At 58.6% G+C, this 11,163-nt stretch carries 19 protein-coding genes; all 19 read left to right on the top strand.

The genetic code is table 11. The features are described 5' to 3' along the window. On the top strand, positions 1-157 hold a 157-nt coding region (locus AC2FMD_RS03660; RefSeq protein WP_496794672.1), incomplete at its 5' end, for an EF-Tu C-terminal domain-related protein. Positions 158-325: 168 nt separating this feature from the next. Further along, positions 326-667: a hypothetical protein gene (locus AC2FMD_RS03655; protein WP_496679221.1), complete on the top strand. Its 342-nt coding sequence runs from the start codon at positions 326-328 to the stop codon at positions 665-667. A 104-nt stretch (positions 668-771) separates the two neighbouring features. Continuing rightward, entirely contained in the window at positions 772-966 is a 195-nt protein-coding gene (locus AC2FMD_RS03650) for a hypothetical protein (protein WP_496679218.1), read from the top strand. Positions 967-1,242: 276 nt separating this feature from the next. Next, a complete protein-coding gene (gene rpsJ / locus AC2FMD_RS03645) occupies positions 1,243-1,557 on the top strand; it encodes a 30S ribosomal protein S10 (RefSeq protein WP_005621947.1) in 315 nt (104 codons plus the stop codon). An 18-nt stretch (positions 1,558-1,575) separates the two neighbouring features. Continuing rightward, the gene (gene rplC, locus AC2FMD_RS03640; protein ID WP_496679215.1) at positions 1,576-2,301 is read left to right on the top strand and encodes a 50S ribosomal protein L3; all 726 of its coding nucleotides are present in this window, start codon (positions 1,576-1,578) and stop codon (positions 2,299-2,301) included. Next, positions 2,298-2,915, top strand: coding sequence for a 50S ribosomal protein L4 (gene rplD / locus AC2FMD_RS03635; protein ID WP_149777559.1), 618 nt, complete (start codon positions 2,298-2,300; stop codon positions 2,913-2,915). The genes rplC and rplD overlap by 4 nt, the downstream gene beginning before the upstream one ends. After that, positions 2,912-3,208, top strand: coding sequence for a 50S ribosomal protein L23 (locus tag AC2FMD_RS03630; RefSeq protein WP_170367992.1), 297 nt, complete (start codon positions 2,912-2,914; stop codon positions 3,206-3,208). Before rplD ends, AC2FMD_RS03630 begins: the two co-directional genes overlap by 4 nt. 130 nt (positions 3,209-3,338) lie before the next feature. Continuing rightward, complete coding sequence (locus AC2FMD_RS03625; protein ID WP_496743335.1) at positions 3,339-5,255, top strand: DUF3604 domain-containing protein; 1,917 nt, start codon at positions 3,339-3,341, stop codon at positions 5,253-5,255. A 277-nt stretch (positions 5,256-5,532) separates the two neighbouring features. Next, on the top strand, positions 5,533-6,375 hold the full coding sequence (gene rplB / locus AC2FMD_RS03620) for a 50S ribosomal protein L2 (RefSeq protein ID WP_093965344.1): 843 nt from the start codon (positions 5,533-5,535) through the stop codon (positions 6,373-6,375). A gap of 3 nt (positions 6,376-6,378) precedes the next feature. Then, positions 6,379-6,657, top strand: coding sequence for a 30S ribosomal protein S19 (gene rpsS, locus AC2FMD_RS03615; RefSeq protein WP_496679210.1), 279 nt, complete (start codon positions 6,379-6,381; stop codon positions 6,655-6,657). Between the two features lie 3 nt (positions 6,658-6,660). Then, positions 6,661-7,041 carry a 50S ribosomal protein L22 gene (gene rplV, locus AC2FMD_RS03610; RefSeq protein WP_005980700.1) on the top strand — a complete coding sequence of 127 codons (381 nt, stop codon included), beginning with the start codon at positions 6,661-6,663 and terminating at the stop codon, positions 7,039-7,041. Next, entirely contained in the window at positions 7,041-7,748 is a 708-nt protein-coding gene (gene rpsC, locus AC2FMD_RS03605; protein ID WP_149775103.1) for a 30S ribosomal protein S3, read from the top strand. Before rplV ends, rpsC begins: the two co-directional genes overlap by 1 nt. A gap of 12 nt (positions 7,749-7,760) precedes the next feature. After that, positions 7,761-8,174, top strand: coding sequence for a 50S ribosomal protein L16 (rplP, locus tag AC2FMD_RS03600; RefSeq protein ID WP_005980704.1), 414 nt, complete (start codon positions 7,761-7,763; stop codon positions 8,172-8,174). A gap of 248 nt (positions 8,175-8,422) precedes the next feature. Next, the gene (locus AC2FMD_RS03595) at positions 8,423-9,043 is read left to right on the top strand and encodes a 2OG-Fe(II) oxygenase family protein (protein ID WP_496743332.1); all 621 of its coding nucleotides are present in this window, start codon (positions 8,423-8,425) and stop codon (positions 9,041-9,043) included. A gap of 350 nt (positions 9,044-9,393) precedes the next feature. Then, a complete protein-coding gene (gene rpmC, locus AC2FMD_RS03590) occupies positions 9,394-9,594 on the top strand; it encodes a 50S ribosomal protein L29 (protein ID WP_149775100.1) in 201 nt (66 codons plus the stop codon). 12 nt (positions 9,595-9,606) lie between these two features. Further along, entirely contained in the window at positions 9,607-9,837 is a 231-nt protein-coding gene (rpsQ, locus tag AC2FMD_RS03585; protein ID WP_068344864.1) for a 30S ribosomal protein S17, read from the top strand. A gap of 75 nt (positions 9,838-9,912) precedes the next feature. Further along, positions 9,913-10,281 carry a 50S ribosomal protein L14 gene (gene rplN / locus AC2FMD_RS03580; protein ID WP_005621870.1) on the top strand — a complete coding sequence of 123 codons (369 nt, stop codon included), beginning with the start codon at positions 9,913-9,915 and terminating at the stop codon, positions 10,279-10,281. 2 nt (positions 10,282-10,283) lie between these two features. Continuing rightward, positions 10,284-10,595: a 50S ribosomal protein L24 gene (gene rplX, locus AC2FMD_RS03575; RefSeq protein ID WP_149775099.1), complete on the top strand. Its 312-nt coding sequence runs from the start codon at positions 10,284-10,286 to the stop codon at positions 10,593-10,595. Next, positions 10,588-11,148: a 50S ribosomal protein L5 gene (gene rplE / locus AC2FMD_RS03570; RefSeq protein WP_496686665.1), complete on the top strand. Its 561-nt coding sequence runs from the start codon at positions 10,588-10,590 to the stop codon at positions 11,146-11,148. The genes rplX and rplE overlap by 8 nt, the downstream gene beginning before the upstream one ends. Positions 11,149-11,163 lie beyond the last annotated feature (15 nt).

The following is an 11,163-nucleotide window of genomic DNA, read 5'->3' as shown; positions in this document are numbered from 1 at the left end:
GCTGAAGGAAGGCACTGAGATGGTCATGCCGGGCGACAACGTCGGCTTCACCGTCGAACTGATCGCTCCGATCGCGATGGAAGACGGCCTGCGTTTCGCCATCCGCGAAGGAGGCCGCACCGTCGGCGCCGGCGTCGTCTCGAAAATCATCGAGTAATTCGCACAAGCGAACGATCAGACGGAAAGGGCGTCCCTCGGGGCGCCCTTTTTGGTGCTCCTCTCTAGTGGACATTCCGCCTATTCAGGGTAAAACAATCAAAACGAGAGCAAACGGATTTGTCCGATTATGTGAAAATGGTTGGCTGGCGGGGTCTTGGTGCTTGGGGTGAGCTACATAGCTTATGACTACTACAGCGCCGGGTTTCATACACGCCCAGATTTACCGGAAGGGGCATTTTCGATCTCTTTCAAGAGCGGACTGCGAGCTATCCTACTCGATGTACCGAATGAAAGGGCTTCGCGGCGCTATTTTGGCTATCCGGTTGAAGTGCCATTCTATCTCGAAAAAGTATGGTCATTTTGCTATCGCCCACCTGAGTTGGAAAGGCAGCAGTTACTGCAGCAGTTGGGCAACAAACCTGGCGAACGCATCGAAGGCGTTTGTGAAATTGATGTTGAAGGTGACAAAGTATTTAGAGGCGTCGTGACTTCGGTGCCGAAACTTTAGACTACTCAATCAAGTTAAAGCCTGAACTCCCTATCGGGCCAACAACGTGGTGACATTCAGAATGTCACAAACGCAAACACGCGAGAGCAGGGAAAAAGCAGCCTATGGAAGCAATACTTGCCCTTCTATTCATTTCTTTCTTCCTATGGTTGATTTGGGAGCTGTTTGCTCTGGTAGGCGACATGGCGGAACGGCGCGGACAAGATCGACTGCTATGGCAAATGGCAGCATTGATTATCAACCCCTTTGGTGCAATTTTCTTGCTTTGGCTATTCGTGTCTGTCCGTGAAGATCGCTAGGCCCGGTTAAATCATGTGCTTGATTGGGCTTGGAATGCTTCGATCTGACAATGATTTCCCAATTTTTTGGACGTGTTCACGGCCTATCAGGCGTAAGATGCGGTGGACTTGATCCAAACAAACCGCTTGCCAAACCCCTTTCTCCCATGTATGCCGCGCGGGTTCTCATGCAGAACGTAAAGGCGGGGTGATTCCCGCCTTTTGGGTTCGATGAGGGTTGGCGATGAGCGCCTGTCCTCCTCTCAACTCCAACGCCTGAAAAAAAAGGCTGTTACGATGCAAAGCCAAAACATCCGTATTCGGCTCAAGGCATTTGACTATCGCGTCCTGGATGCCAGCACGCAAGAGATCGTCAACACTGCCAAGCGGACCGGCGCGCAAGTGCGTGGCCCGATCCCGCTGCCGAACAAGATCGAGAAGTTCACGGTTCTCCGTGGCCCTCACGTTGACAAGAAATCCCGCGATCAGTTCGAGATCCGCACGCACAAGCGTCTGCTCGACATCGTAGATCCGACGCCCCAGACCGTGGACGCGCTGATGAAGCTCGACCTCGCCGCTGGTGTGGACGTCGAGATCAAGCTGCAGTCGTAAGATCGGAGGGTATTGATGATGCGCTCTGGTATTATCGCAAAGAAAGTCGGCATGACCCGGCTGTTCATGGAAGACGGTCGTCAGATCCCTGTCACCGTTCTGCACCTGGACAACCTGCAGGTCGTCGCACAGCGCACCGCTGACAAAGACGGCTATACCGCCGTTCAGCTGGGCGCCGGTGCCGCCAAGGCAAAACGCACCTCGAAGGCCATGCGCGGCCACTTCGCCGCCGCCAAGGTCGAGCCCAAGCGCAAGCTGGCCGAGTTCCGCGTGTCGGAAGACGCGCTGATCGAAGTGGGCGCCGAGATCTCGGCAGATCACTTCGTCGAAGGTCAGAAGGTTGACGTTTCGGGCACCTCGATCGGTAAAGGCTTTGCCGGTGCGATGAAGCGCCACAACTTCGGTGGTCTGCGCGCCTCGCACGGTGTCTCGATCTCGCACCGTTCGCACGGTTCGACCGGTCAGTGTCAGGACCCGGGCAAGGTGTTCAAGGGCAAGAAGATGGCCGGTCACATGGGTGCTGCACGTGTCACCACGCAGAACCTCGAAGTCGTCAAAACCGACGCCGAGCGTGGCCTGGTCTTCATCAAGGGTGCCGTTCCTGGGCCGAAATCGGGCTGGGTCACCGTCAAGGACGCCGTGAAGAAGAAAGCGCCCGAGGGTCTGCCGTTCCCGGCTGCTCTGAAAACTGCAGCGACCGAGGCTCCGGCTGAAGAAGCGCCCGCGGAAGGGGGTGAAGCATGAAACTTGACGTGATCAAACTGGACGGCAAGAAAGCCGGCGACATCGAGCTGGACGAAGCTCTGTTCGGCCTCGAGCCCCGCGCGGACATCCTGCACCGTGTGGTCCGTTGGCAGCGCAACAACGCGCAGGCCGGCACCCACAAGGTCAAGACCCGGTCCGAGACCAGCTACTCGACCAAGAAGATCTATCGCCAGAAGGGCACCGGTGGCGCACGTCACGGTGACCGCAATGCGCCGATCTTCCGCAAGGGTGGTATCTACAAGGGCCCGACCCCGCGTTCGCACGGCCACGACCTGCCCAAGAAGTTCCGCAAGCTGGGCCTGCGCCACGCTCTGTCGGCCAAGGCAAAGGCAGGTGAGCTGGTCGTGATCGAGGCTGCCGAAGCCGAAGGCAAGACCGCCGCATTGGCCAAGCAGGTTGCAAACCTGGGCTGGAAGCGCGCTCTGGTCATCGACGGCGCCACCGTGAACGAAGGGTTCGCCCGCGCAGCCCGCAACATCGAAGGTCTGGATGTCCTGCCGTCGATGGGCGCAAACGTCTATGACATCCTCAAGCGTGACACGCTGGTGCTCACCAAGGCGGGTGTCGAAGCACTGGAGGCTCGACTGAAATGAGCGCGAAGGCAGAACACTACGACGTGATCCGCAAGCCGATCATCACCGAGAAAACGACCATGGCGTCCGAAAACGGCGCGGTTGTCTTCGAGGTCGCGATCGACGCCAACAAGCCGCAGATCAAAGAGGCCGTCGAGGCGTTGTTTGGTGTGAAGGTCAAGGCGGTGAACACCACCGTGACAAAAGGCAAGGTCAAGCGGTTCCGCGGCCAGCTGGGCAAGCGGAAAGACGTCAAAAAAGCCTATGTGACCCTGGAAGAGGGCAACACCATCGACGTGACCACCGGTCTTTGATCGGACCCGTCTTTGGAAAGAGATGAAAGCCCCCGCCGAAAGGCGGGGGTTTTTTATTTGATTTTTTTGAGTGCCAAGAATTTTCAAGAGCATTGTGATAAGATGAAAAGTGAATGTTGGGGGGATAGAAATGTACGATTTTTTCAAGCCGTTGAACCTGCCTTGCGTTGCCGCGGGTGCCGTCGTTTTCACGGTGTCGGGAGCACATGCATTCGAGGGGACCTTGAAGCCGGAAGCTGTGGAGCTGGAAACGACCTACTCACCCTTTGTGGGTCGGTCCTATCCGGACACGGTTTTGTTCGGCGATCTGCATTTCCATACCGAGATCTCGTTCGATGCGGGGCTGATCGGGACATCGCTCAGCATTCATGACGCATTCCGTGTGGCGCGTGGTGAAAAAATCATTTCGAATACAGGGCAACCGGTCCAACTTGTTCGCCCTCTGGATTTCCTGGCCATTACCGAGCACGCAGAAATGCTCGGACTGGCAACAGCCATCCGCACATCCAACCCTCGACTTCTGCAGGATGAATGGGGCAGGCGCATTCACGATCAGTTTCGGCAGGGACAGGAGGCAAGGATGGCTGCCTTCGCCGAGATCATTGATATCGGCACGGTACAGGGTCGGGATCCGACCGCAGGCTTAAACCTGGATGGGGACCTCTGGCTGGAAATCGTGGAAACGGTTGATCAATACAACGATCCGGGCAATTTCACCGCGCTTAGCGGCTTTGAATGGACCTTTACCCCCAAGGGCGACAACCTGCACCGTGTCATTCTGTTTGGGGACGGGGCCGACAAAACCAGCCAGACCAAGCCACTGACGTTCTTCGAGGCGCCTGACCCTCAGCTTCTGTGGGAATATCTCGAGGGTTACGAGGCCAAGACCGGTGGACAGGCCATTGCCGTGCCTCACAACGCCAATATGTCGAACGGGCTGATGTTCAGTAAGAACAAGTTCGATGGTTCGCCGATGGATGCTGAATATGCGGCCCAGCGTATCCGCTGGGAGCCGATGCATGAGATGACCCAGATCAAAGGCGACGAGGAGACGCATCCCATGCTGTCGCCCGACGACGAATTCGCGGATTTCGAAAGCTGGGATGTGGCCAACCTTTCCGGCACGGCTGCGAAGACACCCGAGATGCTGCGCTATGAATACGCGCGCTCGGCGCTGAAAGTCGGTTTGGAGCTGGGCCGCGAGATCGGTGTGAACCCCTACAAGTTCGGCCTCTACGGCACGACCGACACGCACACCGCGATCCCCACCACGCGGGAAGACAACTATTTTGGCAAATACCAGCACACCGAGCCGTCAGCCAATCGCCATAACATCGACGTCATCCCGGCCGAAGATCCAGCTCTGCGGATCATAACCGCGCAGGAGTCTGCCGCTGGCTTGACGGCTGTCTGGGCGCGGGAAAATACCCGGCAAGAGGTTTTTGGCGCAATCACCCGTAAAGAGGCCTATGCCACGACCGGAAGCCGTATTCGCGTGCGTGTCTTTGGCGGCTGGGAGTTCGCGGAGGCCGATCTGCACGCATCCGATTTCGTGTCGAATGGATATCAGAACGGGGTTCCGATGGGCGGCGATTTGACGAATATTCCCGAAGGGGCTTCGCCTCGGTTTCTGATAAGGGCCTTACGCGATCCTGATGGCGCCAACTTGGATCGGGTGCAGATCATCAAGGGGTGGCTGGATTCCGACGGTAAATCCCACGAACGAATCTATGACGTCGCAGTGTCGGGCGGTCGCGAAATCGGAGATGATGGGCGTGCGCGCGAACCGGTCGGGAACACGGTAGATATCAAGAGCGCAACCTACACCAATTCCATCGGTGCGGCTGCTCTGTCCGGCTATTGGGAGGACCCTGCGTTCGACCCTGCCGAAGACGCATTCTATTACGTTCGCGTAATCGAGATACCGAAGCCTCGATGGACAACCTTCGACGCGGCATTTTATGGTGTCCCGCTGCCCGAAGTGGTGCCGCCCACCGTACAAGACCGAGCCTATACCTCGCCGATCTGGTACACGAGCCAGAACTAAGCGCCGGGACAGACAGGGGCTCTGTGTGACGTGGCGAGCAAGGGTCGCGTAGCTTCTGCGCTCGGTGTGAGCAAAGGGTGAAGAAAATCGGGATACTACCTATAGACACCCACCCCCAACCCTGCTACACGCTCCCAATCTTGCGGCCTCGGATTCGTTCCGGGGCCTCTGATATTTGCAGCCGGGGACCTTCGGGGCCCTATAACCTGGGCACCTACGGGGGCCTCTCACATAGCGGGGATTGATCCTCGCGCTTGCTAAACGGAAGACAGAAAGCATGGCACTCAAGTCGTACAAACCGACGACGCCGGGCCAGCGCGGGCTGGTGCTGATCGACCGTTCGGAGCTTTGGAAAGGACGTCCGGTCAAGTCTCTCACCGAGGGTTTGACCAAATCGGGCGGCCGGAACAACACCGGACGGATCACTTCACGCCGCCGTGGCGGTGGCGCAAAGCGTCTCTACCGGATCGTTGACTTCAAACGGAACAAACTGGATGTGGCGGCAACCGTCGAGCGGATCGAATACGACCCGAACCGGACCGCATTCATCGCACTGATCAAATATGACGACGGCGAGCAGGCCTATATCCTGGCGCCGCAGCGTCTGGCGGTTGGCGACAAGGTCATCGCTTCGGCCAAGGCCGACATCAAGCCCGGCAACGCGATGCCGTTCTCGGGCATGCCGATCGGTACCATCGTGCACAACATCGAGATGAAGCCCGGCAAGGGCGGTCAGATCGCGCGTGCCGCGGGCACCTACGCCCAGTTCGTCGGTCGCGATGGCGGCTATGCCCAGATCCGTCTGAGCTCGGGCGAGCTGCGCATGGTGCGCCAGGAATGCATGGCCACCGTCGGTGCCGTATCGAACCCCGACAACAGCAACCAGAACCTCGGCAAAGCCGGTCGTATGCGCCACAAGGGCGTGCGTCCGTCGGTCCGTGGTGTTGCCATGAACCCGATCGATCACCCCCACGGTGGTGGTGAAGGCCGGACCTCGGGTGGCCGTACGCCGGTTACGCCTTGGGGTAAGGACACCAAGGGTAAGCGTACCCGCAACAAGAACAAAGCGTCCCAGAAGCTGATCATCCGCTCGCGGCACGCCAAGAAGAAAGGGCGTTAAGACATGTCTCGCTCTGTTTGGAAGGGTCCTTTCGTCGACGCTTACGTGCTGAAAAAAGCCGAAGCAGCGCGCGAGTCGGGCCGCAACGAAGTCATTAAGATCTGGTCGCGTCGTTCCACCATTCTGCCCCAGTTCGTGGGTCTGACCTTTGGTGTGTACAACGGCCAGAAACATATCCCTGTATCCGTCACGGAAGACATGATCGGTCAGAAGTTCGGTGAGTACTCGCCGACCCGGACCTATTACGGTCACGCCGCGGACAAGAAAGCGAAGCGGAAGTAAGTCATGGGCAAGGCAAAGAACCCCCGCCGCGTGGCTGAAAACGAAGCAATGGCCAAGACCCGTATGCTTCGCACCAGCCCGCAGAAACTGAACCTGGTTGCAGCGATGATCCGCGGCAAGAAAGTCGAGAAGGCTCTGACCGACCTGACTTTCTCGAACAAGCGTGTCGCGCAGGACGTGAAGAAATGCCTTCAGTCGGCCATCGCCAACGCCGAGAACAACCACAACCTGGATGTCGACGAGCTGATCGTCGCCGAGGCTTGGGTTGGTAAGAACCTGGTCATGAAGCGCGGCCGCCCGCGTGCCCGCGGCCGGTTCGGCAAGATCATGAAGCCGTTCTCGGAGATCACCATCAAGGTGCGTCAAGTTGAGGAGCAAGCCTAATGGGACATAAAGTCAATCCGATCGGCATGCGCCTTCAGGTCAACCGCACCTGGGACAGCCGTTGGTACGCAGATACCAAGGACTACGGTGATCTTCTGCTGGAAGACCTCAAGATCCGTGAGTTCATCAAGAAAGAGTGCAAGCAGGCCGGCGTGGCCCGTGTGATCATCGAGCGTCCGCACAAGAAGTGCCGCGTCACGATCCACACCGCACGTCCGGGTGTCATCATCGGCAAGAAAGGCGCGGACATTGAAGTTCTGCGCAAGAAGCTGGCTGCGATGACCGACAGCGAACTGCACCTGAACATCGTCGAAGTGCGCAAGCCGGAACTCGACGCGCAGCTGGTTGCCGAGTCGATCGCTCAGCAGCTGGAGCGCCGCGTTTCGTTCCGCCGCGCGATGAAGCGGTCGGTTCAGAACGCCATGCGCATGGGCGCCCTGGGTATCCGGGTGAACGTCGCTGGTCGTCTGGGCGGTGCCGAAATCGCACGGACCGAATGGTACCGCGAAGGCCGCGTGCCTCTGCACACCCTGCGTGCCGACATCGATTACGCACATGCCGAAGCGATGACCCCCTACGGGATCATCGGGATCAAGGTCTGGATCTTCAAAGGTGAGATCATGGAGCACGATCCGCAGGCACGTGACCGTAAAGCACAGGAACTCCAGGATGGTCCGGCACCGCGTGGTGCAGGCGGCCGTCGCTAAGGAGGATTTGAGATGCTTCAACCAAAGCGTACGAAATTCCGCAAGATGCACAAAGGCCGGATCAAGGGCGAAGCCAAGGGCGGCTCTGATCTGAACTTTGGCACCTACGGTCTGAAAGCCCTGCAGCCCGAGCGCGTGACCGCGCGTCAGATCGAAGCTGCACGTCGTGCCATGACCCGTCACATGAAACGTCAAGGTCGTGTCTGGATCCGGATCTTCCCGGATACCCCCGTGACCTCGAAGCCGACCGAAGTCCGTATGGGTAAAGGTAAAGGCTCGGTTGACTATTGGGCAGCCAAAGTGAAGCCCGGTCGCGTGATGTTCGAGATCGACGGCGTCAACGATGAAATCGCTCGCGAGGCCCTGCGCCTGGCTGCGATGAAGCTGCCGATCAAGACCCGCGTCGTCGTCCGCGAGGACTGGTAAGCGGCTGGTATAATCCCGCCGCGACAATACTACCCCCGTTGGGAAACCGGCGGGGGTATGGCTTTTTTCGAGGGGGCGCTTCCCACACCGCGGCAAGCCGCGGCTCCCCCGGGGATATTTCTTGCCTGATGAAGAATGGACCGCGAGATTCACGCGAGATTCATCTGGCCGCAAATATCCCGGAGCGCGAGGCAGAGCCTCGCAAAACTTCCATGGCTTTCGTTGCGACGCTGCATTAGGACGAGATCATGCCACAGATCGAATCGCTCTTCGTCACCCGACTTTACCGCGCCGCTCTGTCCGAGTTCGATCCCAGGATCGAACCGGAGGAACTGGAGAACTCCTGTCTGGTCATCGCCCAGGACGACGAAGCCGGCCAGGAATGGTGCGAAGAAAACGGCTATCCTGGCTACACCAGCTATGCCTCGCTGACCGACTTGCCGTGGCGCTTCCCGATCTTCGCCGATCTGGTCAAGGTGCTGGACCAACATGTGGCCGCGTTTGCCGAAGACTTGGAATTCGATCTGGATGGGCGCGGATTGAGGCTCGAGGATCTTTGGATCAACATTCTGCCAGAAGGCGGAATGCATGCCAGCCATATCCATCCACACAGTGTGATATCCGGAACGACCTATGTTTCGATGCCAGAGGGAGCCAGCGCGTTGAAGCTGGAGGACCCGCGCTCAGGTCGGATGATGGCCGCGCCGGTGCGCCGCAAGGGCGCACGGCGGGAATTGCAACCGTTCATTTATATGAAGCCCGAGGTCGGTGACGTGTTGCTTTGGGAAAGCTGGCTCCGCCACGAGGTGCCGATGAACATGGCCGAAGAAGAGAGGATCTCGGTAAGCTTCAACTACAGGTGGGATTGAGGCAAGTGGGATTTCCGCGGTCAAAATAGAAGATCAGGAGTCTCTTTCAGCCGCGCCTCGCTGGATTGCGGGGAAGCCCGAAGAGGTCATGATCCTGCGACTTCTTCATGTAGCCCGACGCTCGGGCTTGAAGGAAGTTGAGCGCGAAGATTTGCTTGCTGGAGTGACCTCTGGAGGTGACGGGTTGGAGGTTTGAAACTTTCCCTTGCCACCCACCCCTCAAACCCTTATACGGCGGCATCCTGCGATCTCCCGACTGCGTCGGGCGATTCGCATGTCTGTCATTCATCCACCAGGTCAAAGGTGACCCGCGAAGGGGCCTTCTGGTGTTTTGAGCAAAGGAAAAGGCGATGAACGCCCAGGAACTGCGTAACAAGACCCCGGACCAGCTCCGGGAGGATCTGGTCAACCTGAAGAAGGAAGCATTCAACCTGCGCTTCCAGCAGGCGACCGGACAACTCGAGAACACCGCCCGGATCAAGAGCGTGCGCCGCGACGTGGCCCGCATCCAGACCGTGCTGAACGAAAAAGCTGCTGAAGCTGCGAACTGAGGAGCCTGAGAGATGCCCAAACGTATTCTGCAAGGCACCGTGACCAGCGACGCCAACGAACAGACCGTCACCGTGCTGGTGGAGCGCCGCTTCACGCACCCTGTTCTGAAGAAGACCATCCGTAAGTCCAAGAAATACCGGGCTCACGATGAAAAGAACGCCTTCAAGGTCGGCGACACCGTACGCATCATCGAATGCGCGCCGAAATCGAAGACGAAACGCTGGGAGGTTCTGGAGGCGTAAGCCCCCGGAACTTTCCATTTGTCGAAACCCTGGGGGAACTAACTAGACCAGCCCCCACAGGTCGGGAGAAACCACATGATCCAGATGCAGACCAATCTGGATGTCGCTGACAACTCCGGCGCACGCCGAGTTCAGTGCATCAAGGTCCTGGGTGGTTCCAAGCGTAAATACGCCTCCGTCGGCGACATCATCGTCGTCTCGGTGAAGGAAGCCATCCCGCGCGGCCGCGTGAAGAAAGGTGACGTCCGCAAGGCCGTCGTCGTGCGCACCGCCAAGGAAGTCCGTCGCGAAGACGGTACCGCGATCCGCTTTGATCGCAACGCCGCCGTCATCCTGAACAACAACAACGAGCCCGTCGGTACCCGTATCTTCGGCCCCGTCGTTCGTGAACTGCGCGCGAAGAACTTCATGAAGATCATCTCGCTGGCTCCGGAGGTGCTGTAATCATGGCTGCTAAACTCCGCAAAGGCGACAAGGTCGTCGTGCTGGCCGGCAAGGACAAGGGCAAAGAGGGCGTGATCACCTCGGTCGACCCCAAGGCTGGCAAAGCCGTGGTTGATGGCATCAACATCGCCATCCGCCACACCCGCCAGTCGCAGACCTCGCAAGGTGGCCGCCTGCCCAAGGCGATGCCGATCGACCTGTCGAACCTGGCTCTGCTGGACAAGAACGGCAAGGCAACCCGCGTCGGCTTCCGCATGGAAGGTGACAAGAAGGTTCGTTACGCCAAGACCACGGGGGACGTGATCGATGCTTGATGCTGCAACCTACACCCCGCGTCTGAAAGCTCAGTACGCCGACAAGATCCGCGCCGCTCTGAAGGAAGAGTTCGGCTACAAGAACGATATGCAGATCCCCAAGCTGGAGAAGATCGTTCTGAACATCGGCTGTGGTGCCGAGGCGGTGAAGGACTCGAAGAAGGCGAAGGCCGCCGTCGAGGATCTGACTGCGATTGCCGGCCAGAAGGCCGTGGCGACCAAGGCGAAGAAGTCGATCGCGGGTTTCCGCGTCCGTGAAGACATGCCGCTGGGCGCCAAGGTCACCCTGCGCGGCGACCGGATGTACGAATTCCTGGACCGTCTGATCACCATCGCGCTGCCGCGCGTGCGTGACTTCCGCGGTGTGAAACCGGCTTTTGACGGCCGTGGCAACTTTGCCATGGGCATGAAAGAGCACATCGTGTTCCCGGAAATCGACTTCGACAAAGTCGACGAGGTCTGGGGCCTGGACATCGTAATTGCCACCACAGCGAAAACCGACGCTGAAGCAAAGGCACTGTTGAAGCACTTCAACATGCCGTTCAACGCGTAAGCGCCGGGAGGAAAG

Source organism: Ruegeria sp. BHSC276, assembly GCF_059612945.1.
This window is presented reverse-complemented; position numbering and strand designations above follow the sequence as displayed.